Annotated in this window: 17 protein-coding genes and 1 pseudogene; 3 read left to right on the top strand and 15 right to left on the bottom strand. The window is 62.4% G+C overall.

Annotated features, from left to right (window positions below; genetic code table 11):
* Positions 1-2 precede the first annotated feature (2 nt).
* The 11 genes and pseudogenes from HWX00_RS02330 to HWX00_RS02285 form a co-directional block, all read right to left on the bottom strand.
* Positions 3-1,070, bottom strand: coding sequence for an asparagine synthase-related protein (locus tag HWX00_RS02330; RefSeq protein ID WP_034186798.1), 1,068 nt, complete (start codon positions 1,068-1,070; stop codon positions 3-5).
* Positions 1,067-1,945 carry a GTP 3',8-cyclase MoaA family protein gene (locus tag HWX00_RS02325; RefSeq protein WP_034186797.1) on the bottom strand — a complete coding sequence of 293 codons (879 nt, stop codon included), beginning with the start codon at positions 1,943-1,945 and terminating at the stop codon, positions 1,067-1,069. Before HWX00_RS02325 ends, HWX00_RS02330 begins: the two co-directional genes overlap by 4 nt.
* A 1-nt stretch (position 1,946) precedes the next feature.
* A complete protein-coding gene (locus HWX00_RS02320) occupies positions 1,947-2,939 on the bottom strand; it encodes a phosphotransferase enzyme family protein (protein ID WP_175028099.1) in 993 nt (330 codons plus the stop codon).
* A complete protein-coding gene (locus tag HWX00_RS02315; protein WP_175028100.1) occupies positions 2,940-3,689 on the bottom strand; it encodes an FkbM family methyltransferase in 750 nt (249 codons plus the stop codon). It abuts the gene before it with no gap.
* Positions 3,690-3,883: 194 nt separating this feature from the next.
* Positions 3,884-3,976: pseudogene (locus HWX00_RS37350) on the bottom strand (ABC transporter ATPase); the annotation flags it as partial.
* A gap of 43 nt (positions 3,977-4,019) precedes the next feature.
* Positions 4,020-4,655 (bottom strand): hypothetical protein, encoded by a 636-nt coding sequence (locus tag HWX00_RS02310; RefSeq protein ID WP_175028101.1) that lies wholly within the window; start codon positions 4,653-4,655, stop codon positions 4,020-4,022.
* 73 nt (positions 4,656-4,728) lie between these two features.
* Positions 4,729-6,435 (bottom strand): ShlB/FhaC/HecB family hemolysin secretion/activation protein, encoded by a 1,707-nt coding sequence (locus HWX00_RS02305; RefSeq protein ID WP_226193742.1) that lies wholly within the window; start codon positions 6,433-6,435, stop codon positions 4,729-4,731.
* 125 nt (positions 6,436-6,560) lie between these two features.
* Positions 6,561-7,061, bottom strand: a complete 501-nt coding sequence (locus tag HWX00_RS02300; protein WP_175028102.1) for an SMI1/KNR4 family protein — start codon at positions 7,059-7,061, stop codon at positions 6,561-6,563.
* 1 nt (position 7,062) lies between these two features.
* Positions 7,063-16,644: a hemagglutinin repeat-containing protein gene (locus tag HWX00_RS02295; protein WP_175028103.1), complete on the bottom strand. Its 9,582-nt coding sequence runs from the start codon at positions 16,642-16,644 to the stop codon at positions 7,063-7,065.
* Positions 16,645-16,961: 317 nt separating this feature from the next.
* Complete coding sequence (locus tag HWX00_RS02290) at positions 16,962-17,135, bottom strand: hypothetical protein (RefSeq protein ID WP_175028104.1); 174 nt, start codon at positions 17,133-17,135, stop codon at positions 16,962-16,964.
* 305 nt (positions 17,136-17,440) lie between these two features.
* Positions 17,441-19,033, bottom strand: a complete 1,593-nt coding sequence (locus HWX00_RS02285; protein ID WP_034186793.1) for an ABC-F family ATPase — start codon at positions 19,031-19,033, stop codon at positions 17,441-17,443.
* Positions 19,034-19,203: 170 nt separating this feature from the next.
* On the opposite strand from HWX00_RS02285, the gene HWX00_RS02280 reads away from it, so the two are divergent.
* Positions 19,204-19,656, top strand: a complete 453-nt coding sequence (locus tag HWX00_RS02280) for a lipocalin-like domain-containing protein (RefSeq protein ID WP_175028105.1) — start codon at positions 19,204-19,206, stop codon at positions 19,654-19,656.
* 6 nt (positions 19,657-19,662) lie between these two features.
* Here HWX00_RS02280 and HWX00_RS02275 read toward each other — a convergent pair whose 3' ends face one another.
* A complete protein-coding gene (locus tag HWX00_RS02275) occupies positions 19,663-21,951 on the bottom strand; it encodes an AsmA family protein (RefSeq protein ID WP_175028106.1) in 2,289 nt (762 codons plus the stop codon).
* 152 nt (positions 21,952-22,103) lie between these two features.
* Between HWX00_RS02275 and HWX00_RS02270 the strand changes: the two genes are divergently transcribed.
* Entirely contained in the window at positions 22,104-22,805 is a 702-nt protein-coding gene (locus tag HWX00_RS02270; RefSeq protein ID WP_034186790.1) for an ABC transporter ATP-binding protein, read from the top strand.
* Entirely contained in the window at positions 22,802-23,605 is an 804-nt protein-coding gene (locus HWX00_RS02265) for an ABC transporter permease (protein ID WP_049030407.1), read from the top strand. Before HWX00_RS02270 ends, HWX00_RS02265 begins: the two co-directional genes overlap by 4 nt.
* Before the next feature lie 40 nt (positions 23,606-23,645).
* On the opposite strand, the gene HWX00_RS02260 is transcribed toward HWX00_RS02265, so the two are convergent.
* The 3 genes from HWX00_RS02260 to HWX00_RS02250 all read right to left on the bottom strand — a co-directional run bounded on the left by HWX00_RS02260 (position 23,646) and on the right by HWX00_RS02250 (position 26,064).
* The gene (locus HWX00_RS02260; RefSeq protein WP_175028107.1) at positions 23,646-24,119 is read right to left on the bottom strand and encodes a PliI family lysozyme inhibitor of I-type lysozyme; all 474 of its coding nucleotides are present in this window, start codon (positions 24,117-24,119) and stop codon (positions 23,646-23,648) included.
* Positions 24,120-24,336: 217 nt separating this feature from the next.
* Positions 24,337-24,888 carry a DUF6013 family protein gene (locus HWX00_RS02255; protein ID WP_034187004.1) on the bottom strand — a complete coding sequence of 184 codons (552 nt, stop codon included), beginning with the start codon at positions 24,886-24,888 and terminating at the stop codon, positions 24,337-24,339.
* A gap of 159 nt (positions 24,889-25,047) precedes the next feature.
* Positions 25,048-26,064, bottom strand: a complete 1,017-nt coding sequence (locus tag HWX00_RS02250; RefSeq protein WP_034186787.1) for a zinc-binding alcohol dehydrogenase family protein — start codon at positions 26,062-26,064, stop codon at positions 25,048-25,050.
* Between the last annotated feature and the right edge of the window lie 90 nt (positions 26,065-26,154).

The following is a 26,154-nucleotide window of genomic DNA, read 5'->3' as shown; positions in this document are numbered from 1 at the left end:
GTTCAGGTTGGACGATGCGCGGCATCGCGGTAAAGGTGCTCGAGATGATCGAGGATCAGGGTCAGCGTCGCCCACAGCACGCGCTCGGTATCGGCCCGCAGTGCGGGCGCGGCAAGGCCGAGCGTACCGGCCAGCGCATGCGTGCGCTCGCGATCGAGCAGCGCGCCGAGGTCCATCGCCGGCGCGAGTCGTCCGCGCTTGGGGCCGTGCACCAGACGGTCCGGCAGGTTCAGGCGCGCACCGAGATCGCGCAGGCATTGCTTGTTCGGGTCCGGCGCGATGCTCGTCAGATGCGCGACGACCTCCGCATCGACGAACGGCGGATGCAGGTCAACCGCCGCCGCATCGAACAACGCGTGGCACAGCGGCAGGTAATTGGCCGACCGGTCGCGGCGCAACACCTGATCCGCGCCGTCGCCGGTAATTGCAACCTCGATGCCGTCCGCCGCCATGGCCTCGGCCAGCAACCGCTTCGCGACCGGATGCAGATTGAACATCGGCTCCTCGACCGCATGGGTCGTTCTCGGCAGCGCCGCGACGAAATCGGCTTCATTCGCCCGCACGATCTTCACGTTCGCCTGCATCTGCGTCGCGAGTTCAAGCGCCGCGTCGAGCTCGCAATAGTCGGGCATCTCGGTCGCGAGCACGTAGGCCGTCACGTGCGGCAGCGCGCCGAGTTCGCGCAACAACGCGAGCAGCAGCGCCGAATCGAGGCCGCCGCTCAGCGCCAGTGCAACGCGCTTGCCGCTGTCGAGCGCGCGTTGCAGCGACGCGCGCAGCACGGTGTCCAGATCGGCATGCCGCGGCCGCTCGGGCGACGGCTGCACCGTCAATCCTTGCGGCGAACGGATCAGCGCATGCCCCGGCGGCACCGCGAGCACGTCGCGCAGCACGGTGCGGCCGACGAGCCGCTCGCCGCTCAGGTAACCCGCGATGGCGGCCGTGTCCGGCGCACCGGCCGGCTGCGCCGACGCGTGCAGGACGGCGCGGATGCCGGATGCCGACACGCCGCTGCGCGGATGGTAGTGAAGACGATCGAACCCGAACGGGTCGCGCGTGCCGACGATCATGGATAACGAGCCTTCAGGAGGTCCACTTCAACGCGTTTCAGGATGCGATGCGGCGCCACCGGCGCGCTGCCGCCCTGGCAATGCAGGCACGCTTCGAGCGGCGCGTCGCGCTGCAGATAGGCGAGCATTGCGTCGAGCATGTCCGCATCGTCGCGCAACGGCAGGCCGTCGGCCTGGAAATCCTTCTCGCCCCGGTAAAGCGTATGGAAATGCGCGGGACGCGTGCACGTGTAGAACATGCCGTCGCGAATCATGTGGCAGCGCTCGCGAATCCAGCAATCGTGATAGAGACGCTGCGCTTCGTCGCGGTCCGTGCCGGGCTGGGCGCGATTCATCGTCGTGAACACGTCCTGCACCTTCCAGTTCAGGCGTACGCCGAAACGCGCGGCCTGGCGCTCGACGTGCGCGATCAGTTCGGGCGAAAGCGCCGGCCTCGGATAGCGCGAGATCGTCAGCGCATCGACCGCTTGCCAGAACGCGTCCGGCATCTCGCCGAGTTTCAGGCCGTTGGTCGTGACCGAAATCACGGGCGCGATACCCGTGCCGCGCACGCGTTCGACGATTTCGACGAGCGCCGGATGCAACAGCGGCTCGCCGCCGACCAGCTTGAACATGCGCGGGCTCAATACCTTCGCGGCCATGCGCAGATCGGCCTCGATCGAATCGGGGCTCGCGTGCCACGCCGGCAGGAGCGGCGACAGCGAGCAGCATTCCGCGCAGGTCAGGTTGCAGTGATCGACGATATGCGCTTCCAGCGAGCGCGTCCGGATGCGGCCGTTTTCGACCCGGTAATCGCGATCCAGCGGCGGCGGAAACACATGCTGGCGCTCGCCGGACGGCGGCGGATTCGGGATCTCGTTCGGATTCACACTCACGTCAGCTTCCTGCTTCCACGCAACGGGAAAAGAAATCGACCAGATGGCCGCGTGCGTCCACCATCGCGGATGCCATCGTCACCGCGCCGCTCAGGTGCGACGCGAAGCGCGACGGATCGTCCAGCCAGCCTTGCACGATCCACAGCTTGAGTGCGTGCTGCAGGCACGCCGCATCGACCGCCCAGGCGATACGCGCCGGATTCACCGGCCGCACCCGCTGGTAGGCACGCACGAACGCTTCCGCCCGTTGCGGCGCTTCCAGCGGCAGATGATTCAGGCAGCGTACCAGTTCGTATTCGCGCGGCGCGCCGATCGACGCTTCCCAGTCGAGGATCAGCGGCGGCAGCCGGCCCGTGAACAGATAGTTGAACTGGTTGTAGTCGTTGTGGATCGGGTGCTGCGGGTCGTCGGCGGGAAACGCGTCGAGGCTGCCGGGATAGTAGCGATCGAGCATGCGCAGCGCGAGATCGACGTAACGGCGCAAGTTCGCGGCGTTGTCGTTCGAGCGCGAGCGATTCAATGCATCCAGCAGGCTGCGGCGCACCGCATCCACGTCGATTGCAGCCAAGCGCGCGCGAATCGTATCAAGTGATGGCAGATGAAACTGTTCGAGGCCCAGGTGCAACGCGGCCAGACTGGCGCCGAGCGCATCCCATTCGGCCGGTGAAAACGTGTCGTAGGTCCTGAACTGCCCGGCCTCCCAGCGCGTCAGCAGCGCGTGCGAGTGTTGCCCCGTCCACAGCGGATCGCCGTCCGTCGTGCGCTTCAGCGTCTGTACATGGAACCGGGTATCGCCGTGAGTTTCGAGGTGCGCGAGGATGGCAGCCTCCTTTGCCGCGCGTGCATGGTGCTCGGACGCGTAAAGCTTGACGGCCATATCGCCGCCGTCGGCCGGCAGATGCCACACGCGTTCACTGACCCGGCGCGGCGCGGGACCGCGGCCGAGCGCGTAGGCCTCTCGAATCTCGTCGAAGGTGGCGGCGAGCGGCCCCATTCAGATATGCTCGGCCGGCCCGTGCCGATACGGATGACCGGTCAGGAACGTGTTGTGCCCGACGTAGCGCAGCTTGTACATCGCCGGCCGGAACAGCACCGAAGGATCGTTGTTCGCGATGCCCAGCAGCGGATACAGGTCCTGCCGCACGAAGAACGCGTTGTTGCCCATGTCGTCGCAGCAGACGAGTTCATAGCCCTTTTGCCTGCCGAGATGGACGAGCGATTCGAGGCTTGCGCCGTAATAGGTCGAGCCGTCCCATTCGTGATCCGGGTTGAAGCACATGACCCAGCGCTCGGGCGGCGTGTAGTACGGGTTGTACTCGATCACGACGATGCGCGGCTTGAACGCTTGCAGCCCACGCCAGACCCAGTAGTCGTTGCCGTCGATGTCGATCGATAGCAGGTCGAAGTCCTCAGGCGTGTCCGCATCGGCGAGCAGGTGGTCGACCGTGTCGGGCTGGACGCGGTCGTGATGCAGCCGGACGCGCTCTGCACCCGCGTAGTGAGCGGCAAGCTTGCCGAACCGGTATGCGCTGCCTTCCACCAGTACGCCGGCCCAATCTTCCTCACGCAGCAGCCGCGCGGTGTTGCTGTTGCGCAGGCCGTCGCTCGCGCCGATATCGACGCAGAAGCGATTGACTGGCGCGATTCGCTCCATCATGCGCGACAGGATGCCCTCCTCGGTGCCCTGCGCGTACAGGCTTGGCGCAAGGCCGGACAGGTCGAGCGGGAGAGAATGGTCCTGCATCGAGAAACGGGCTCCGGGTCGGAATGGGGAATGGCGACGTGCGTTTGGAGTGTAATTTACCCGAAGTCGATTGAGCAGAGGAAACCGGAATGGGCGACGCCAGCGGGCGTCGCAACCGGCGGAAACAAAAAGGGCCGCCAAGTACAACTCGGCGGCCCTCTTGGGTGCAACGGATCAGGTACGACTCAGGATACTTACTCCTGCCCCAGACTCGTCAGGAATTCCTCGTAATTCCCACCGGAGTCGAACAGCGTGCCATCCGTGCGCACTTCGATGATCCGGTTCGCCGGACATACCTTGTAAGTCTTCTATCCACGGGCTGCTCGAAGTTCAACCGCCAACTGTTCCAGTAATCCCGTAACTTGGGTCATTGGCGCAGCCATATACGAAACTCGGGTTACAGCGCTCAACAAGCGTATGCGCAACACGATTTGCGGCGATGCTCGCATCCAAATCGTTCGCTTCCCCCGTCCCGATCGGCTTGTTTCTTCCTACCCGGTAAAGGTTCAGGTCGTAGGCGACAATCGTAAGCGGCCGTTGTCCTGATGATTGAAGAATCGATTTGAAGATCGGCTTTCCAACGTAGAGCGCATACGTTGCCCCCAAGGCGACGGCATCCCGGTCGCGAACTTCCTGCGTCGGCGGCTCTTCGGTCGTCACGGACACGATCCTTGCATTGATGCCTTCCGCAGAGATCGCCGACGCAATCGACGCGTTGAATTTGTTGCACATATTGAGCAACTGATTCATCCTCCGACGACGGTTCTCATACTTGATTTCAACCGTATCCCAAACGTATTTCGATAGCGCGCCGTCAAGCTGGTAATTGCCGCACGACTCGACGTACACAACAACCGGTGCGAGTTTTTGCTCGCGCGGGATGTCCGCCATGTTCGAAGCACAGCCGGCAAGTGTCGCCGATGCTGCCATGAGAATCAGCGCAGAATTTTGTTTTATCGATTTCAAGGTTTTGTCCCCTTTTGTACTGCACTGAAAATCTGCACGCTAGACTTCTTGTCATCGCGGTCGGGAAAAATGGTCAGAATTGAGCCGTCACTTGAAACCCGAGCGTGACGCGCGCGGTCGGAAATCCAGACGGCTTGTAGACCGGCGTACCGGCGAACAGGTCGTAACCGTAGCCGCCGAAGCGCGTCGCGACGCTGCCCTTGATGCCGATTACGGCACCGGCCAACTGCGTACCGACCAACGCAACCGGTTGCGGCCCCCAAACGCGACCGTAATCCAGTCCTGCATAGATCGCCTGTCCGGTCTGTCCGATCGGCATCTGCAGTTCGTTGCGCCAGTAGAAGCCGCGCGCCGCCGCCAGCATCGTTTCGCCGTCGAAACCGCGAACTGTGTAGCGACTGCCGATCGTCAAGTCATCGATGTAGTACAGCGAGTTCCCGGTATATTGGCTGTGAATGCTCGTCAAGTATCGGAACGGCTGCTTCGCGATCGCGAACGGCACCGACAGGTTCGCGTCGAGTACCGCCATCTTGAAACGGTAAGTCGGACCACCACCGGCAGCAAGAATGTCGTCCTGCGCACCCAAGCCTCCGACGCCCTGCCGGTACGCCAGCGTGCCGTCGAACTGCGCCCCGTCGAAGTAGTGACGATCGGTCAGGCCGAATTCAACGAACGTGTTGTTGCGGCGCTGCTGCGAGATTTCCGTATCTTCGATGAAACTCTGACCGAAGCGACGCAGCAAACGGACGTAGCCGCCCAACACGTCGTTCTGACTGCGTGCAAGCACGCGCGCCAGTTTGAAATCAATCGTCTTGGAATTCCCGCTCGCCACGAACGTTTGATTCACGCCCGCGATTTGCTGGTAGTACGTGTTCGTGTAGGCCGATAACGTTGCGGTCCAGTAGCCCCACGGGATCGAATAAAAACCGTTCCAGCCGTGGGAACCAAGGCGCTTGTCACCGAGTTCAAGGTCTTGGCTCACGCCGACGTTGAAGATGTCGTTCAGGCCGAGCGGATTGTCGATGCCGATCGACAGATTGCCCTGTAGCTTGCCAGTCGCGCGTGTGCCCGAATTGTCGATCGAGGCGACGACCGTCCACGGTTTGCCGCGCTTCACATCGAGCACTACGTCGCTCGCCCCCGGCACGTCGGCCGGCACGATCTGCATCGACACGTCCTGGCTCGTCACGCGCTTCATCTGCTCGAGACCCTGTTCGAGGTCGCGCAGGTTCAACAGTTCACCGTCTCCGGTCGGGAACGCGGTCTTCCAGGTGCCGCGCAGCTTCTCGTCCGCAAGCCGCACATGCCGGATTACGCCGGGCACCAGCGCCAGCTTCAGCGTCCCCGTCGACAGGTCCTGTTCCGACAGTAGGACACGCGTCGTGATGTAGCCGCGCGCCAGGATCGCGCGCGACAGTCCCTTGACGATCGTATCTATGCCTTGCTTCCCGACGCACTGGCCGGAATAGTGAGCGAGCCATTCGCGCGCGAAGGCGAATCGATCCATCGGCAATGCGGATGCCCCTTGCGACTTTGCGGCGTCGGGCAATGAATCCGGTACATCGAGCGCGAAGCGGTCGATACGGAAACACGGTTGCTCGGTCGGCAACGACGGATACGTTTCGACTTGGGGTACTTCCGATCGAACAGCAGGGGCACTCACAGTGGCTTCCCGCTGCTGCGCGTCACGTTGCTGCTTCGCCTGTCGGTCTTGTTCGGCGTTTGCACGCGCGGCAGCGGCACGATCGGCCGGTGTAGGCGCTTGCTGTGCCTGTACCATGAGCGATACCAATGCCGTGAGAGGCAACACCGCTAATCGTTTCGTTGATTTTATCTTCACCTAACCCTCGATCCTGCTATCTCATCGGCAATCGTTTTCAACGAAAAAATATCAATACCCCTCAATTAACGCTCGCCTCTTATTTGCTTAAGGAAGTCAGGATCAATCCAGACCTCACCAACATCATTTGGATCAAGCTCAACGTCGCCCACAGAGAATGGGCGAAGTACGTCAAGAAATTTGGATAAAGAGGGGGCGATCTTTGTAAGAGCCTTCACTCCCGGCACTTCATGGTCAAAGAAATACACCACCCCAAATTCGCGTTCCTTGATCGACAAGCAAACATAATTCCCTCCAGACGCGTAAGCAAATGGTAGAAATTTCTTCGGCCCGGTTTGTTCAATGAGCGATTTGCAATAGATGATTTTATCAAAAGGAATAAATTGACTTACCCCCGCGTTGTTGCCCCCAGGAATATCAAATATATTCTCTTGGATGTAAGCACCATTCATTGTCCCAAGCAGGTCAATATATTCTTGAGGTAAACTCACCTTTATGGTTGCCTCAAGATTTTTGATTGCATCCGACGATGGCGCCGGCAATGCTTTGCGAGCCTCAATTTTCACGTCAATCTCCCGGCGGTTGAAGGACAGCGGACCCACCTGTGTGGCGCACCGCATTATGAAGGTCTTGCGGTATCAAAAGCATAGTCTGACCATTTTCGACGTGGTGCCAAACATAGCCTTCGGGAGTTTCCGATAGTCCGACCTTCTTATTGGCAAGAGCTTCATCAGTTCGATAGTTGCCAGTCAAGTTGCTGATGTCTGTTTTAGCCTTCGCGTAGGGCAAGAAATCAGGGAACCCCTGCGAATTAAATTTAATTCCTTGGGGATACTTCTGCTGAATCTCAGGCGACAGCTTGTCCATCGGAAACTGCTGATCGGCGTATTTGCTGTTAATTGGGTAGCGCCCGTTAACCAGGGGTAACCCATTGCGTCCAACGCCAGTAATGGCCGCCGCCACGCCGAAGCCGGCACCCGGTGATGCTCCGATTCCAAGCTCCGCAATCAGCTCCGACCCCTGCAACGACTTGAGCGCATCCATGCCAGCATAGCGCGTGTAGCTCTGAAGCGCTGCTGTACGGAGCGACATTAAATTCGTGTCGGACGACTTGAGATTCAGCAGCTCGTCCATCTCGGCGGCAGACAGGCTCCCGGTATTCCGAAGCTTCTGTTGCAGTTCGTTTTCGCGAGCACCGTATTCGACTTGCTGCTGCCGAAGATCGGTAAGCACGGCCTTACATGCATCGGCACTGGCGCAGTCCTTTACCTTGGCTTCGTTCGCTTCCCAGAGCTTGCCATACTGCTGCTTGACCTTCTGGTTACACACCGACGGATCGGCTGCCGTCGAACAACTGATTTTCGCCAACGAGCGTGCGGTCTGCTCAGGCTGCGTGAGGAAGTTGTTTTCGACTTCCGTTTGACCCGCCGTCGTTGCTGTCGCTGCGTTCAGTCCGCCGGCGGTGGCAACGCCCGCGACAATGCTGGAAATCAGGCTCCCCTTGGCCTGCTTCTCCGTCGCGGTTTCGTTCGGACTATCGGTGAACAGATTGCTCAACAGGCTCGACGTCGCTGCCCCTATCGCACCAGCGCCGCAATTCTGACTACTTGCAGCCGCGCCAGCACAGGCCACGATCGCATGCATTGCTGCGTGCAGCGGACTGCCTTCCGTGACCGCGCCCGTCTTGACAAGATCACCGATGTACGACGCGCCCTGTTGTTGCAAGTAGTTCACGACGCCAGCTTGAACAAACTGTCCGCTGCTACCCGTGACGTTGCCGCCTGCTGCTGCCGTCAACGCCGACAGTACCTGCCGGTAGGTCCCACCCGGCCCCCAATCTGCCATCAACTGATCGGCTTTCTGCTGCGCTGCTGCCCGTTGTTCGGGCGTCAGGTCGAGATTCTTCGATGCCGCTTTTGCTGCATCCGCTTCCTTTAGCCGATTATCGACAAACGTGCCAGCCTGATTGATGAACTGACTGGTGATATCAAACCCGGCCTGCACCTTGTCCTTGTCGAAAATAGGCGCGAGCGTGCCGCCCGTATTCGACGTATCGCGATTGACGCTCGCGACTGTCTCGTCGGCAGACTTGCCAGTCATCTGCTGTTGCTTGGCGTTGTCGGTGATCTTGAGCGAACCGCCACTGATCCCGCTACGCGTGGTTGAACTCGCATTGTCCGATGCGCTCAACGCAATCGGGGGAGTAGCGGAAAATCCGCCGCGATCCGGGAGGTTCGTGCCGGCAACCGGATTTACGTTATCGGCCGTTCCCTTTTGGTTCTTACCGATGCCGCCGCCGTAACCGCCAGAAATCCCGACCGACGACGCGTCGTAAGACGCATGATTCAGGATATCGCTCGTCGTCAGCGTCGCCGTCGTCAGGCTGTTCTTGCCGTCCTGTACAGCCTTGTCGTTACTCGCGATCACGCCACCTTTCAGGTCCGTATTGCCCTTTACATCGACCTGATAACCGCCGTCGCCAGCCTTAATGCCCGACTGTTCGGCGACGGACGCGTAGTCGCTGTTCATCTTCTGCTGACTGATGTTGCCCGATACACTCGACGGGCCGGCACACAACGGCGGCACGCACACGCTGACCGATACGCCTGCGCCTTGTTGCTTCGAATTGTAATGGTCGGTGTCCTGCAAGCTCTCGACGTTCAGGTTGCCGCCCACGTCCGCGACGACTTGCTTGCCGGACGCGACCGCACCTTTGATGTTCGTATCGCTGCCGGATTGAATCGTCAGCGTATCGCCTGCCGTGACGTGCGTATTCGTCCAAGCGGTTGAATTGCCATCGGTGTTTCCTCGATTGCCCGCGACGCCAGCCGTGAATGCAATTCCATTCTGCTTACCGCCCCCAATCGACACTCCGACGCCGAAGCTTCCGCCACTATTCTTCGATGACTGGCTGCTGGTACTTTCAGCCGCTTCCAGATTCACCTTGCCGTCTGCGGCAAGCTTAGCGTTGCCACCGGCCGAAATCGTACTACCGATTACGTCGATATTGCTATCGGCACCAGCGCCCGTTGCCTTTATCGATACGTTGCGGCCAGCCGACACCGCACTACCGACTGCCGTACTCGCTTGCGATTGCGACTGGTTGTCGCTCTTGCTCGCGCCGACGGAAATATTGATACCGACGGTCTTGCCGAGTGCCGACGGATCGCCGCCGCCCGTTGCATCATAGGCGTTCTTCGCAGCAAGGCCCGTCGTTGCGGCCGCCAGCGCGGTCAGACGTGGATCGCCCTTGGTTTTTCCAGCCGCTTCGACCATCTGCCTGCCGGTCTGTGCCAAGGCGATGACGGGGCTGGTCACGCCAACCGTCACGCCAGCCTGTCGGTATTGCTGCTGTTCCGCCTGACTCATCGTGTCGTAAGCCGAATCGATCTTGACAGTCTTGCCTTCGAGCGACACGTCATTACCTGCGTGCAACGTGCTACCGGTAGCGTGCAGGTTGCTTCCGGCGGTCACATTCAGATTGCCGTTCAAGGAACCGACCATGCTGCCGGTGTTCGTGACTTCCGTCGAATGCTGCTGATCCGTCATCGAGCGCGTGCCGATCGAAACCGACATGCCTCCGTTCGACATGAGGCCCGATTCCTTTTTCTCGAAGCTGTTCGCCGACTTCACCGTATCTTGCGAAGTCGTGATCCTGACGTCACGCGCCGCGTACAGATCGACATCGTTTGTGCCGACTACGTTGCTGCCCTGAACCGTGATGTCCTGGCCGGACTGAATCCTGACGGTATCGCCCGATACGGTGCTCGCGACACCGATGTTAGCTTGCGTGTCGTGCGATTCCTTGGTGGTCGAACCCGATACGAAACTGCCGCGCTTCGTCTGGACGTTCTTGTAGCTGTCGTGTTCCTCACGGCCTTCGTTGATCGTCACGTTACCGCTGCCGGCAATCGTCACACCGCCCGGCGTCACGCTGTTGGTACCCGACGTAACCGACGAGCCCGTCAACGTGACATTGCCTTTCGACGCATCAGCGATGTCGATGGCCGACAATGCTGCATTGCGACCAGCCGAGAAGGTGGTGCCGACTGCGGTTTCGTCGTAGGTATGGTCTACTTCCTTGCGCGCGCGCCCATCGGTCGCGACGTTATCGAGCTTCGCTGTGTCGGTGACCGTCGTTGCCGTGAGGTTGCCGCCAGCCAGTACCGACAAATCCTTGCCGGCCGATACATTCGCGCCCTTAAGCGTCGTATCGTTACCGCTTTGCATCCCCACGCTGCCGCCTGCGGTAATGCCGCTCGTTACGTTCTTCGTCGTGGATTCTTCCCAATGATGCTGATCACTCAGATACATCGATTGGTTCGTCGTAGACTGAACCGTATCGACGTTGATATCGCGGCCCGCCGTGACCAGCGCATCGCCGCCGGCCGACAGACTTGCACCGTGAAGCGTCAGGTCGCGACCAGCCTGCACGGAAAGGTCGCCCGTTGCTGCGATCGTGCCTTGCTGGCCGATCAAGCTTGTATTGGCCTTACTTGCGCCCGATGCACCGGTCGCACCCACCGCATCAACCAGCGTCGTGTTGACGATATCCCGGCCAGCGCTGACTGCAACCCGGTTGCCAGTGATCATCCCCGACGAGTTCACCACGTCGTTGCTGGCCGATACGACCGTCGTGCCGTTCGCGCTGCTGCTCGAAATCGTGCCGCCGCGATTCAGGATATCGGTCGCGGTGAGAATCGTCTTCGTGCCGCCCTTGATGACGCCCGTGTTGGTCGTGCTGCCCGTCGTGTGAATCTCAACGTCGTCCGCCGCAATCAGGGCACCGGTCGGTTGCAGATCGTTCGCATGCGTTTGCGCCATGTAGACGACCGGAGCCAACACGTGCGTCGTGCTGCCGTCGGGCAGCGTCACGGTCTGGTCAACGAGCCACACGATATCGCTCGTCAGCGCGTCCATTTGCGCAGCGGTCAGCGCCATGCCGGGCACCAATCCGAAGTTCTTCGCGTAGTTCGCACCGTTCGTCATCAGCGCACGATACTCATCTTCGGCGCTCGCGTAACCCGGCAAGAAAGTGCGCCCCGTCAGTTGCGTAATCTGATTGCGCACCATCTGCTGCTCATACATCCCGTCGCCCAAGCGCTTTTCGATGCTCGCCGGGTTCAGGTTCAACTGGCCGAGCATGTAGTCGCTCGAAATGAAATTCGTATAGCTCGTCAACCGCGGATCGGTGACGATCAGATACGGCTGGCCAGGTGCGTCGTGAATCGAATAAAGACCGCTCGTCGGTAACGTGATCGGCAATGCGCCGGACGCATTCGCCACCGATTGCTGCGCACCAACAGGCGTCGATGCCCCGCCTGCGGCACCGACCGGCGTCAACTTTCCACCGGACACGCCCTCATTGGCCGAATTATTTCCAAGCGTGCCGCCAGTTGCGCCCGTCGAAGAATTCTGCGCCGCGACGTTCTGGTTGTTGACATCCTTCGCGTCGATGATCACCGACTGGTTGGCGACAATCGTGCCCCCCGTGCCGCCGATGGCAACGGGTGTATAGACCTTCGAAGGCTGAACGATCGTTCCGCGATCCCGCGTCGTATCCTCGTTCCACGCGTACATCGATACGATACTGTCGGTCTGATACTGATACAGCGTCCGCCCGACGTTGTTCACGACCGTGCCACCGTAGCTGCCTGAACCTGCACTGCCGGACACATCCGAGTCGCCTATTTTGATCGACCCGCCCGCCGCAAGTGAGCTGTATTCGTTGTTGATCGTCCCGACGTTCTTCATCACGATGTTGTTGCCAGCCACGAGTTGCGCCTGTTGCGCCTGGCTCGTTACCTTGTCCTGCTGGACCGTGGTTGTCGTGTCGCGCCAGATTTCGACACGCTGATAGCCGTTGTGGCCATCGCTGCGCGTCGTGTATTCCGTATCCGGAACGTAGTTGACGTGCGGATCGTATGCATCCCAATAGTTGACCGTAACCGTACCGTCCGCGTTGGTCGTCAGCGTGTTGTAATAAATCGTCTGCTGCTTGCCGTTCACGTTCACGACCAATACCTTGTCAGTCGCGTTTGGTCCGGACGTTTCCGATACAACCTGCGAAGGACTATAGGTTGAAGTGAGCGGCGTCTTGTAACCGTTGACCCACATCGCCTGCGAACACCCGCCGTTCGGGTCTGCATTCATCGTCGCGCACACGATGTACTTCTGACGTTTGGTTTCGTGCTTGCTCGTCGTGCTCGTGGTTTCAGTAGTCACTACGGGAGCCGGACGTGTGTTCGTGAACGTACCAGCCGCGAGTTCGACGCTGCCTTGCGCTTCGATCGTGGACTGATCGTTCAAGACATTTTGCGTACGGTTCGCGAGAAACCCGTTCGCGTCGCGCTGACCGTTCGCGGCGATATTGATATCGCCCGCGCTGAAGATATTCGCGCCGCCCGTGTTCGACAACTGGTTGGACGCGAACAAATTCACCCGTTCGGCCGCCGCAATCACGGCCGCCGCACCGGTATTGTTGATCGTGTTCGCAGTGGTGCTGACTTCGCGGCCGATGATCGTCGCGGTGTTGTTCAGCGTCGCGCTGTTGGTCGCAACCGTATCGCCTTCGATGCGACCTGCGTTATCGATCGCGCCGCCGTTCGCGTTGACCGTCGTCTTACTGGAATTCAGATCGGCGCCTGCTTGGTTCTCCACGTTCGCAGCGTTCACGGTCAGCGCGCCGTTGGCATCCAGCACGCCTCGGTTCGTCAGTTTTCCCGACGTGGAAAACGTGAGGTCCCCATTTGCGTGCAACTTGTTCGCCGTGGTCTGCGTGTAATCGCTACCGAGTGCCACCGCACCGTTTCGGCCCGCCACAATCGAACCATCACCGCTCAACGTGCTCGCGGTTAGCGTCAGATCCTGATCGCTGCCGATCACGCCATTCTGGTTGGTAAGCGTGCCGGTCTGAATTGAGACACTGCCGCCGGTGCCAGTGTCGTTGCCGATTTTGCCGAACGCGTTGTCGATAGATGCAGTGTTGAGCGACAGCGCGCCATTTGCACGAATCGATCCAGCCTGATTCGCCAGTGCTGCGTTTACCGCGCTCAACTTGAGGTTGTTCGCGGCTGACAGCACGCCACTCGCATTCCTTACGTCGTTTGCAATATTCAGCGTCAAATCTCGCCCGGACAGCGTCTGACCACCTTGTGCGTTCGTGAGCGTTTGCGCGGTCAGCGTAACATCGCCGTTTCCGCCAATCGTGCCTGCCCCCGCTTTTCCGGAGGCGTTCGTGTTTGTGATCGATGTACCGCCATCGATCGTTGTCGCTCCGCTACCGATATTGACGATGCGCCCGTCGCTGTTGTCGACGCTGCTCCCCGACAGCGCGAGCGCCGCATTCGTACCGTTCGCTTCGATTTGCCCTGCGCTGTTGTTGATCGCGCCTTGTGCTCGCAGCGACAGATTCCCATTCGCCTGGACAAGACCGGCAGCATTCGTGATCGCGCTGTTCGACTGTACTGAAAGCGCCTGTCCCGCGAGCAGCGAGCCGCTGGAATTATCGATGCTGCCCGCTGATACCGAAACGTCTCCGTTGCCGCCGATGGTGCCGCCCGCCGTATTCGTCAGTGCGTTTACTGTCATGACTGACAGCGCGCCTGCACCCACGTTTTTAAGTGAGCCTCCATCATTCGCGAGACTGTCGGCCGTCACTGAAACGCCGTTGTTAGCTTCGAGCGTGCCAGTACGGTTATCGACACCGCCTTGAGCTTTCAGCGTCATGCTGTCCGCACCGACATAGCCGCCCGCACGGTTATCGAACGACTGCACGTCAAGCGCCGCGTGACGCTGCGCGGCCAGCGTACCTGCGCTATTCGATACGGCTGAGGCTTTCAGGCTCAATGCCCCGTTGGTCGCGATCGTGCCGCCTTGATTCGACAATGCACCGGTGAAAATCGACAGCGCACCGCTCCCGGCATGAGCAATTTTTCCGTGATCGTTGATCAGTGTCGCGGGCGTGAGGTTCAGGTCCGTGCTGTTGGTCTGAATCACGCCGTTGCTTGAGTTATCGAGCATGTTCGAGACGGCAACATTCATTGTGCCCGTCCCGGTTTGTGTAATCGTGCCGCCATGGTTCGACAAATTCGTCGCCACGAGCGACAACTGTGCCGCCTGTACCGAACCCGCATCATTATTCAGCGACGCGGCATCCACTGTCGCGGATTGTCCGGCGGTGATACTGCCCGAACCATTCGTCAACCGCGCACCTGCATCGATCACCGCGTTTTGCGCAGCTGACAACGCACCGCTGCCATTGTCGAGTGATTGCGTGCCGACGTTCAAATTCGTTTGTGCACTGACCGTGCCGTGGTTCACGACGCTGCCCGATTGAATCGCCACACTGCCGTTACCGCCAATCACACCGCCTTGTGCGCCAAGTGCGGTCGTACCGGCGTCATTCGTCAGTTGCCCCGTCGTCGTAATGGACAAACCATCCGAATTCAGCGACGTAACGCGACCCGCACTGTTGTCCAACGAGCTTCCCGAAATGTTCATTCCGGCCGCGCTCTGGATCGTACCTTGGTTGTTTGCGATCGCACCGCCGCGCACCTGTACCGAATTTTCCGAAACCAGCGTACCGCCCTGATTCGCGATCGCACCGTTCGATTGCACGTTCAACGAACCTTGCGCCGATATCTTGCCGCTTTGATTTGAAATGCTGTCCGCGGTCAACGTTGCGTTGCCTTGGCTCGACAGCGCGCCTTGATCGTTGATCAACGCACCCGCTGCCTTCGCATTGAGTGCCCCCTGCGCACTCGTCGTCGCGTTCGCAAGGTTCAGGTCGCCCGCGTTCGCGTTCAGCGACACATTGCCGTTCGCGGCCGTCTGGCTGCCTGCGAGATTGACGCCGCTGCCGGAAATCGACGCGCTCCCGCCCGCGACGTTCTGCCCGGTCGCCGTCAGTTGTCCCGTGCTCGACAGATTCAGGTCGCCGCCTTTTCCGACTGAGCCATCGTTATTTACGCCCGCACCGAGCGTTCCGGTCGAGTTGATGCTACCTGCGTCGACCGTCGTATTTTGCTGCGCAGCGAGCGTCCCGCTGTTCGACAACACACCGGCTGCTGAAACGTTTGCGCTCTGTTGCGCATACGTCGTTCCGGTGTTTTGAATACTGCTCGCCATTGCGGAAAGATTACCGCTTGCAGTCGCCTTGCCCGTTAGTACAAGCTGGCCGTTGGATTGCAGCGTCAGGTCGCCTGCTTGTGCCGCGATCGTCCCGGCGTTCGCGACACCGACACCAAACTCGTTCGATACGAGAAAGACCCTGTTCGCGTACATGCCGCCGAGTTGGCTCACGTCGATTGCGATCGCCGGTGCCGCACCATCGCCAGCGATCGGTGTCGCCGCGAGCGTGTCGTGGTTGACTTGGTTCGAACCTGCGACGACGTTCAGATTCTTGGCGTAAATCGCTGCGTTGGCCTGCACCGCGCGCGAAATCAAGTCAACCTGATCGACGTTCGATGCGTTCAGGCCAGCACCGCTCACGGAAATCAGGCCGCGCGATACGTTGAATCCACCGAGTGATCCGTCGGTGCCGTAGTAAGGCGTACCGGTGGTGAGGACGGCTCGCGACGTATTGATAAACCCGCCGCCGTCGACCTGAATACCCGCACTGTTTGACAAGATCACTTCGGCACGGTTGCCCGCCACCTCAACGTAACCTCTGAGTTGCGAAGGCGCATTGCTGTTGACCTGGTTGACGATGATCCGCGCGGACTGGCCGACACCGAAATTCGGGTTGCCGTTGATCATCCCCGCCTGCTGCGTGTTCGCGATCGTCGGCGAGTTGTTCAGTATCGCGCCTGGTTTTTGAACATCGAACTGGTTGTACGTGTTCACCGAGACGCCTGCGCCAGACGGCGCGGCGATATTCACTTGCGGAATGCCGCTCTGCGTCTGGATCACGTGTGTGCTCGTGCCAGGAGTCGGCGCGATTTGCGCGAAGCTGAATAACGGCACACCGAACAACAATGCGGCCGCCATCGCAATCGGCTGCCATACGATTCGCAACCCCGGCAAGCCCGATGGTGCGCGCGCTCCTTGTGAATTCCCTACTGCGCGCGCCGAACTGCCATTTTCCTGAACGACCATCATCGCGCCCCGTGCGCGATTGAACACAACCCGATAGCGTTTCTTGTTCATTCTTCGTTGACGCAAACTGCGTCCCTGCTTGCGATCTTGTTTGAATTCAGCGCCGATAGGACCAAACGCAATTCGTCGTCTAGTCTTGAACGCGCTTGCAACGGATAGTCAGCGCGACAACGTCTCTCATGCTGTCACGATTGCGAGCCAGCGCTCGCAATTGGTCCCCTCTTATCCACTGCGCGATCCTAGCAGAAGCAACCACCGCTGAATGTCAGGAATGATTAATGCGATGCACGGGGGCATCGATTACATCCGCTCTAAAAACTTGGGTATTCTGTAAAAACACGCTCGATTTAATATTTTTAATAATTCTTTCAGATTGTCAATTCGAGGCAAGATCCGAATTTATTGGGATAGGTGAGATGTTGTTTTGGACGCCGTGCCGGCGCCCTTTTTCTGACGTCGATGGCGCCCACCCTCTTTTTCCTCATTTTTGCAGTGGCAACTAAAAGCGCGATGCCAGCACTGTCGATTTCGAGCGAAGGCATCGCTCTCCTACCCTCGTCACACCCATCACGATTCGAATCATGAATATCCCAAGCTGATTGGTGGGTTGAGTACAACAAGGTCGGCTTCTACGTACCGCAACAACGGCGAGTGCCTCGCCCAAAATGGAAAAGCCCATACAGGCATGCCGCCAGTACGGGCTTCAGGCTTTACAAGACTTCCCTGAGATGCTGCTTTAGCGTTCGCTCGCCAAGAAGGGGCACCAGGAAGCCGGCCGTCCCAACGGGACAATTCCGCGGGACAAGCCGAGACGCATGAAAGGTGGTCTTGGGACAACCCGGCAGAATTACTCCTGCCCCTGACTCGTCAGGAATTCCTCGTAATTCCCGCCGAAGTCGAACAGCGTGCCGTCCGTACGCACTTCGATGATCCGGTTCGCCAGCCCGCTCACGAACTCGCGGTCGTGCGACACGAAGATCAGCGTGCCTTCGAACTGCTCGAGCGCGATCTGCAGCGACTCGATCGACTCCATGTCCATGTGGTTGGTCGGCTCGTCCATCAGCAGCACGTTGTGGCGGCCGAGCATCAGCTTGCCCCAGATCATGCGACCCTTCTCGCCGCCCGACAGCACCTTCACCGACTTCTTGATGTCGTCCGACGAGAACAGCAGGCGGCCCAGCGTGCCGCGCACCATCGTTTCGTCGTCGCCGTCCTTGCGGTACTGGTCGATCCAGTCCATCAGCGTGATGTCGTTCGGGAATTCCTCATACGTGTCCTGCGGCATGTAGCCGACATTCGCGTTCTCGGACCACTTCACCGTGCCGTGATCGAGTTCGAGCGCGCCGAGCAGCGAGCGCAGCAGCGTCGTCTTGCCCGCGCCGTTCTCGCCGATGATCGCGATGCGTTCGCCCGGCTGCACCGACAGGTTGAAGTTCTGGAAGATCGTGCGCTCGTACTTCTTCGTGATGTCTTCCGCGACCACCGCGACGTTATGCAGCTTCTTCTCGAACTCGAAGCGGATGAACGGGTTCTGGCGCGACGACGGCTTGAATTCCTCGATCTTGATCTTGTCGATCTGCTTCGCACGGCTCGTTGCCTGGCGGGCCTTCGACTTGTTCGCCGAGAAGCGGCGCACGAAGTCCTGCAGTTCGGCCACGCGCTCCTTCGCACGTGCGTTCGCCGCGGCCTGGCGCTCGCGCGCCTGTGCCGATGCGAGCATGTAGTCGTCGTAGTTGCCCGGCCAGACCTTCAGCGTGCCGAAGTCCATGTCGGCCATGTGCGTGCACACCGAGTTCAGGAAGTGACGATCGTGCGAGATGATGATCATCGTCGAGTTGTACTCGTTGAGCGTGTGCTCGAGCCAACGGATCGAGTTGATGTCGAGGTTGTTGGTCGGTTCGTCGAGCAGCAGCACGTCCGGCTTCGAGAACAGCGCCTGCGCGAGCAGCACGCGCAGCTTCCAGCCCGGCGCGACGTCGGCCATGGTGCCGTTGTGGAATTTCTCCTCGATGCCGATGCCCAGCAGCAGCGCACCCGCGCGCGCCTCGGCGTCGTAACCGCCGTATTCGGCGAACTTGCCTTCGAGTTCGGCCGCGTGCATGTAGTCGTCGTCGGTGGCTTCCGGGTTCGCGTAGATCGCGTCACGCTCGGTCATGGCGGCCCACATTTCGGTGTGGCCCATCATCACGACGTCGAGCACGCGCACGTCTTCGTACGCGAACTGGTCCTGGCGCAGCTTGCCCAGGCGGACGTTCGGCTCCAGCGCGACGTTGCCGGCGCTCGGCTCGAGGTCGCCGCCGAGGATCTTCATGAACGTCGACTTGCCACAGCCGTTCGCGCCGATCAGACCATAGCGGTTGCCCTCGCCGAATTTGACCGAGATATTCTCGAACAGGGGCTTTGGCCCGAATTGCATCGTGATGTTGGCAGTAGAAAGCACGGCAGGTCCCGTTAAGAGAGAAATCGACGGAAAACCGTGTATTTTAGCAGGAGTCGGAGAAACTGCCGACCATACTGCCCGGGCAGCGCATTCGAGGCCATCTGGCCCTCCGCCCGACGGCCCGCCAACACGGCGGCACGCGCCCCAACGCCGCCCGACCGGAATCCAGCATGCTTGCCAGCCAGCTTCGCGCACAACTCGTCGGCGCATGGCGCCTCGTGTCCTACGAAGTCCGCCCGCGCGACGGTAGCGCGACCGCCTATCCGCTCGGCCGCGACGCGCGCGGCTGGATTCTCTATACGCCGGACGGCTACATGTCCGCCCAAATGATGGCTACCGGCCGGCCGCCCTACGCGAACGGCGACCTGCACCACGGCACCGACGCCGAATACGCGGCCGCCGCCCGCGGCTACATCGCCTATTCCGGCCCCTTCCAAGTGACCGACGACGGCACGCTGACCCATGAAATGGACGTCAGCCTGTTCCCGAACTGGCTCGGCAACGTCCAGCAGCGCGCCGTCATGCTCGACGGCGACCGCCTTCAGCTCGGCACCGCCGCGCCGGTGCGGATCGACGGCCGCGAAGTGGACGCCGTGCTGCTGTGGGTGCGCGCGGGCCGTTGACGCGCGTCACTTGCCGGCCTTCGCGGCCGCCTTCTGCGCGGCCTTCGCCTTCATCTGCCCGAACAGCTCGGAGCACGGCACGTCGCGGTTGTTGCTCGGCGCGATCAGCGGGATCAGCGCCGCGAACGGGTTGATCAGCCCGAGCCCGACCATCGCGCCGGCGCGCAGCGCGAGCGCGGTCGCATCGACGCCGACCTTCGGGTCCTTGAACGTCCCCTTCGCATACAGCGGCGAGCGCAGCGAGAAGATCCGGAACCCCTTCGTATGCGGGTGGATCTTCAGGTCGAGCGATTCGTCGCGCAGGCTGATCGGGCCGTCGACGTTGATCAGCGCATCGTCGGTATCGAGCGCGAACACTTTCGGGTCGAGCATGCCGTTGGTCGCGACGAAATCGATCGCCGCGCAGTTGATCTTCACGTCGTTGTTGCCGAACAGCTTCTCGTAGACGACGTTGGCCACGTTCAGCCCCGCCGCTTCCATCAGCAGGCGACTGATGCGGCCGTCCGTCACGAGCGCCTTCACTTCGCCGTTCGACGTCGCGGCGAGCGCTGCCGGCGAGTTGCCGGTCGCCGACAGCGACGCGTCGCCGTTGATTTCGCCGAGCGCCGACTGCATGACCTTCTGCGTCGGGAACAGTTGCTTGAGCTTCAGGTGCCGCGCGGCCACCGTGAAACGGCCCTTCAGCGGCGTGCCGCTGCCGTCGAGATGCGCGGTCGTCGCGAGCGTGCCGCCCGCGACGCCGAACTGCAGCGGCTCGAGCGACAGCACGCCGTCCTGCATCAGGATGTGCGTATACAGGTTCGTGATCGGCAGGTTCGAACTCTTGACCAGCTTGCGGCCCGTGAACTTGACGTCCGCGTCGAGCGCCCGCCAGCGGTCGGTCCGGAACGTCTCGACCGGCAGCACGCGGCCCGGCGGCTGATGCGTCGTGTCGCCGCGCTTGGCCTTGCTCGCGGCCGTATCGGCACCGATCACCGGCGCGAGATCGGAGAACTGCAGCAGGTTCGACACGAGTTCGCCCGACAGCTTCGGTCGCGGCTCGCGCTGCGCATACGTGAGCGTGCCGCCGAGATCGCTGCCGCCGACGCGGCCGTTGAAGTTCTCGTAGCGGAACGTGCTCGCGTGCCGCTTGAAGTTGCCGATCAACCGCCCTTCGGTCGCGTAAGGCGGCGTATCGGGCAGCGTGATGCCGGTGAGCGGGTAAAGGTGCGACATCGACGTGCCCTGCAGCCACAGCCGCAGGTCGATCGCCGCGAGATGCATCGGATCGGTCAGCGTACCGACGATCGCGAGCCGCGTATCGCCGGCCTTCACGTCGGCCTGCAGCGGGAACGGCCGCGATGCGTCCTGGATCGCGAGCACGCCGCCGAGCTTGCCGGTCCCGTTGATCGGCACGTTCTTGTAGCGGCCGTCGACCTTCAGCCCGAACGCATAGGTCGGGCCGGACGGCTTCGCGGGCGCCGCGGCGCCGGATGCGCCGGATGCCACGGCAACCGTCGATGCGGAAGAAGCAGAAGAAGCGGACGCCGCCGAAGCGACGGAAGCCGCAGCCGACGCGCCCGTCGCCGATGCCGCACTCGCCGCCTGCGCGCCGGAAGCGCTCGATGCGGCTTCCGCATTGGCCTTCGCGCTCAACTGCGCGGCGCCATGCTTGCCGACACGCTGCGCGGACGCCGCGCGCGACGTCTGCTCCTGCTCCTTGAGCACGTCGCCGAGCGGGATCGGCTGGCCGAGCGTATCGATCGCGACGGTCAGGTCGGCCTTCGTGATCGCATCGCGATACGTGACGGTGCCCTTCGCGAAGCCGAAGCTGTCGAGCCGCACCTTCCACGGCGACGGCTGCGACGATTGCTTGAACTGGAAGGTCCACGTGTTGCGGCCGTCGGCAAGCCGCTCGAGGTCGACAGCCGGATTCACGACGTCGATCGACGGAATGACGATTTCATGCGCGAGCAGCGGCAGGATCGCGAGATCGAAGTGCGCGGCATCGAGCGTGACGAACTTGGGCGACTTCGCCCAGTCGGGGTTGCCGATCTCGAGCTGCGTGGCCGAAAAGCTCGGCCAGGGCACCCATGCGCGCCAGCCGGTCTCGCCGTCGGGGCGACGCCAGCCGACCTTGAGATCGCCGTTGATCGCGAACGGGCGGCCGAGTGCGGCGCTCACCTGTTCGTTGACCCACGGTTTCGCGCGGTTCCAGTCGAACGTGAAGAGAAAGACGCCGGCCGCCGCGATGAGCACCGCGACGATACCGACGACCCATGCAGCCGATTTGCCGATGGCTCGGGTTAGCGTCATGGCGGTTCCGTTGTTGTTCTGAAGTGTTGCCGCGCCATGCCGGACCGCTTGCGTGAACGAACGGCGCACGACACCCGCGGCTTTTCAATCGGTATTATGACGCACGCAGTACCGCCTCTTCGGCGCCATTAACGCTTTTTTTCATTTGTGACATGACAGCCCCCACCGGTCTCATCGATGCGCGGCACATCGCGCGGCGCGACGCCAGCAGCGGCAAGACGCTGCTGGCGCCGACCGATTTCAGCCTCGCCGCGGGATCGCGAATTGCTATCACGGGACCGTCCGGCTCCGGCAAGAGCGTGCTGCTGCGCGCGCTCGCGCTGCTCGATCCGCTCGACGGCGGGCAGATCCTGTGGCGCGGCCGCCGGATCCGGCGCGGCGCGATTCCGCGCTACCGGCGCAGCGTCGCGTACGTGCGCCAGCGCCCCGCGCAAATGGACGGCACCGTCGAATCGCAATTGCGCTATCCGTATTCGCTCGCGATCTATCGCGACGTCGCATTCGATCGCGCACGTGCCGAAGCGCTCGCCGCGCAGGCCGGCCGCGGCCCGGACTTTCTCGACAAGCGCGCGAGCGACCTGTCCGGCGGCGAAGCGCAGATCGCCGCGCTGCTGCGCGTGCTGCAGCTCGACCCCGACGTGCTGCTGCTCGACGAGCCGACGTCCGCACTCGATCCCGACTCGGCGCGCGCGATCGAGGCGCTGGTCGGCGCGTGGTTCGACGCGGCACCCGACACGCGCGCCTACATGTGGATCTCGCACGATCCGGCCCAGGCCGCCCGGATCGGCACGATGCGGCTCGTGATGCAGGCAGGCGTCATGCATGTCGCGAACCCGGCGGAGGCGGCGCAATGAGCCCGGCCCTGCAGGACCTGAGCCTCGTCGACGTCGGCATCGCCGCCGCGCTCGTCGCCGTCAACGGCGCGATTTCGGCGGCCTTGTCGCTCGGCCTCGGCCGCAAGCTCGCGCTCGCGGCGGTGCGCACCGTCGTGCAGCTGCTCGCGATCGGCTACGTGCTCGGCTGGGTGTTCGGCCATCCGCACTGGTACGTCGTGCTGCCGCTCACCGCGCTGATGACGCTGATCGCCGGTTTCGCCGGCGCCGGCCGCGGCAAGCGCACATATCGCGGCCAGCGCATCGACAGCATTGCGTCGATCTGGTTCAGCAGCTGGTTCGTCGCGGCGGTCGGGTTGTTCGTCGTGATCCGCATTCATCCATGGTATGCGCCGCAATACGCGATTCCGATCCTGGGGATGATTCTCGGCAATACGCTCACGGGCGTGTCGCTCGGCGTCGAGCGGATGATGGAAGAACTCACCGCGCGGCGCGATCGGGTCGAGACCGCACTCGCGCTCGGCGCGACGCGCTGGGAAGCCGCGCAGGATGCCGCGCGCCAGGCCGTACGCGCGGGCATGCTGCCGACGCTGAACCAGATGGCCGTCGTCGGCGTCGTCAGCCTGCCGGGGATGATGACGGGCCAGGTGCTGGCCGGCCAGTCGCCGCTGCAGGCCGTGCGCTACCAGATCGTGATCATGTTCCTGATCGCCGCCGCGTCCGCGCTCGGCACCGTCGGCGCGGTACTGATGACCTATCGCCGGCTGTTCTCGGCCGATCACCGCTTTCTCGCGTCGCGGCTCGAAGAGCGCGCGCACTGACCGGCCCGGGTACCGCGCGATGCGTTCGCGCGCCGGACGGTCAGCGCGCGACGCGGCGCTTGCCGATCGCCTGCCGCAACGCGGCCGCGACGTCCGCCTCGGGTGCGAGCCCGTCGACCGACGCAACGAGCCGCACCGCGCGCGGCGTCGTCACATAAGCCTGCGCGCCGACATAACCGCCGCTGCCGGCCGAACGCGTCGTCACGACGAGCGCCTGCGGTGCGCGTGCGCCGAGGTCGGCCGTGAACGCATCGGTGACCGTACCGTCGCGCGCATGCAGCGTGCCCGTCACGTAATCGTCGGTATCGAAGCCCGGGGCGGTGTGCGCGGTCGAGTACACGCGTACCGCGTAGCTGCCGGTCGAGCACGGTTCGAGTGCGCCGCTCGACACGACGGCTACCTGCTGCCGCGACGGCAGCCCGACCTTCTTCACGAAACTGCAGTCGTCGGCCGCGTGCGCATGCACGGCGACGAACGCAATGGCAGACAGCAGCACGCGCATTCGAGGTTTCATCGGAATCGTTACGGGGAGGAAAGGAAGCGGGTGAATGTCACGCGACAGCTGCAGGACGTCACGCACGGCCGCCGCACGGCAGCGGCACCGTCCCGCGAAGAAGATGACGGGAAAACATCGCGACGCCTGCACGCAGCGCTCATGCGCCGCCCCGCCCACGCCACCCGTCGAATCCGTTGCGCGCGCACCGGGCGAAACGCCGGCCCGCGCGCGCCGTTCAGCGCTTGATCGACACCGTCACCTTGGTGCCGTCGCTCATCGTCACGGATTTCGATCCGCCGTTGGTCGGAATCGACACCCACTTCACCTGGCTGACCGACACGACGTCCGGGCATTGCAGCGACTTGCCGCCGGCCGTCACGCTGCGCGTGCCCTTCGGCGCGGCCGCCTGGAAGCTCAGCTGCACGTTGGCGACGCCCTTCGCGTCGACCGACGGCGCGAGCCGTACCTGGGTCTGGCGCACCATCGCGCCGTTCGCGTCGCGCGGCAGGGTGTCGGCGTTCGGGCAGCCGTCCGGCATCGCGACCGCGCCGCTCGGCGGCACCGACTTCCAGTTGAAATCGTCCGTCTCGCCCGAGCGGATCTTGCGGGTCTCCTGCGTATTGCCGAAGGTCTTCGAATCGACCTTGACGGTGTATTCGAGCTGTCCGGTACCGCCGCCCTTCAGGCTGCCCTTGACCGGCGGCGCCGCGAATACGCTCGCGCTGACGCACGCCGCCGCGAACACGACCGACCACGATGCGGCGACTGACAAGCTGCGTTGGCTCATGCTGACCTCCTTGTAATGCGGCGGCACGCGCGTGCCGCGCGGTTTTCGATGCATGATGCGCTGCCAGTCTACCGCCAAGCTCGATGCAATGCGCCGCAAACGCATCGGGTGTTACCCCGCTTGCGTTCGCGGCGCCGCAACCTTATGCGCGCGACGGAATCAGAAACCGCTCAGCACGAGCTTGCCGATCGCGCGGCCGCCCTCGAGCAACTGGTGCGCGCGCCGCACGTTCGCCGCGTTGATCGTGCCGAGCTGTTCGCCGAGCGTCGTGCGCAGCGTGCCGCCGTCGACGAGCCGCGCGACTTCGCCGAGGATCCGGTGCTGCTCGATCATGTCCGGCGTCTCGAACATCGCGCGCGTGAACATGAACTCCCAGTGAAACGCGGCGCTCTTCGCCTTCAGCAGTTCGACCGGCACCGGCTTGTCGTTCTCGACGATCGTGCAAATGCCGCCCTGCGGCCGGATGACTTCCGCGGCGGCAGGGAAATGACGATCCGTGTCGTTGAAGATCAGCACGTAGTCGACGTTCGGATGGCCGGCCTCGCGCAACTGCGCCGGCAGGTCGCCGAAATGGTCGACCACCGCGTCGGCGCCGAGCGCGCGCACCCAGTCGGCCGACGCCGGCCGCGACGCGGTCGCGATCACGTGCAGCTTGCCGAGCGTCTTCGCGAGCTGGATCGCGATCGACCCCACGCCGCCCGCGCCGCCGATGATCAGCACCGACTTGCCGGCGTCCGCGCCCTGCGGCGACACGCGCAGCCGGTCGAACAGCGCTTCCCACGCGGTCAACGCGGTCAGCGGCAGCGCGGCCGACGCGGCGAAGTCGAGCGTGCGCGGCTTCAGCGCGGCGATCCGTTCGTCGACCGTATGGAATTCGCTGTTCGCGCCGGGCCGCGTGATGCTGCCCGCGTAGAACACCTCGTCGCCGGGGCGAAACAGCGTGACGTCGGCGCCGACCGCGACGACCGTGCCGGCCGCATCCCAGCCGAGCACGCGCGGCGTCTCCTCGACCTGCGGCTTCGGCGCGCGCACCTTGGTGTCCACCGGGTTCACGGAAATCGCCTCGACCTTCACGAGCAGGTCACGCGGGCCCGGCACGGGCTGCGGCAGTTCCACGTCAAGCAAGGCTTGCGGGTCGTCGATCGGCAGATAGCGGGTCAGTCCAACGGCTTTCATCTCGATACTCCTTTCAGGGAATCCGGGCGGGCCGCGGCGCGGCCCCATGAACATCATCGTAGGCAACCCGATCCTTCGAGAAAACCGCTA

Origin of the sequence: Burkholderia seminalis DSM 23518 (assembly GCF_902832885.1) — a bacterium.
GTDB classification, from domain to species: Bacteria; Pseudomonadota; Gammaproteobacteria; order Burkholderiales; family Burkholderiaceae; genus Burkholderia; species Burkholderia seminalis.
This window is presented reverse-complemented; position numbering and strand designations above follow the sequence as displayed.

Bases quoted from the DNA above. Each gene is read 5' to 3' on its own strand.
- HWX00_RS02315 (WP_175028100.1), bottom strand. From the start codon at position 3,689: ATGCAGGACCATTCTCTCCCGCTCGACCTGTCCGGCCTTGCGCCAAGC.
- HWX00_RS02260 (WP_175028107.1), bottom strand. From the start codon at position 24,119: ATGAAACCTCGAATGCGCGTGCTGCTGTCTGCCATTGCGTTCGTCGCC.
- HWX00_RS02320 (WP_175028099.1), bottom strand. From the start codon at position 2,939: ATGGGGCCGCTCGCCGCCACCTTCGACGAGATTCGAGAGGCCTACGCG.
- HWX00_RS02305 (WP_226193742.1), bottom strand. From the start codon at position 6,435: ATGGTACAGGCACAGCAAGCGCCTACACCGGCCGATCGTGCCGCTGCC.
- HWX00_RS02275 (WP_175028106.1), bottom strand. From the start codon at position 21,951: ATGACGCTAACCCGAGCCATCGGCAAATCGGCTGCATGGGTCGTCGGT.
- HWX00_RS02280 (WP_175028105.1), top strand. From the start codon at position 19,204: ATGCTTGCCAGCCAGCTTCGCGCACAACTCGTCGGCGCATGGCGCCTC.
- HWX00_RS02255 (WP_034187004.1), bottom strand. From the start codon at position 24,888: ATGAGCCAACGCAGCTTGTCAGTCGCCGCATCGTGGTCGGTCGTGTTC.
- HWX00_RS02270 (WP_034186790.1), top strand. From the start codon at position 22,104: ATGACAGCCCCCACCGGTCTCATCGATGCGCGGCACATCGCGCGGCGC.
- HWX00_RS02330 (WP_034186798.1), bottom strand. From the start codon at position 1,070: ATGATCGTCGGCACGCGCGACCCGTTCGGGTTCGATCGTCTTCACTAC.
- HWX00_RS02290 (WP_175028104.1), bottom strand. From the start codon at position 17,135: ATGCCTTCGCTCGAAATCGACAGTGCTGGCATCGCGCTTTTAGTTGCC.
- HWX00_RS02265 (WP_049030407.1), top strand. From the start codon at position 22,802: ATGAGCCCGGCCCTGCAGGACCTGAGCCTCGTCGACGTCGGCATCGCC.
- HWX00_RS02250 (WP_034186787.1), bottom strand. From the start codon at position 26,064: ATGAAAGCCGTTGGACTGACCCGCTATCTGCCGATCGACGACCCGCAA.
- HWX00_RS02295 (WP_175028103.1), bottom strand. From the start codon at position 16,644: ATGAACAAGAAACGCTATCGGGTTGTGTTCAATCGCGCACGGGGCGCG.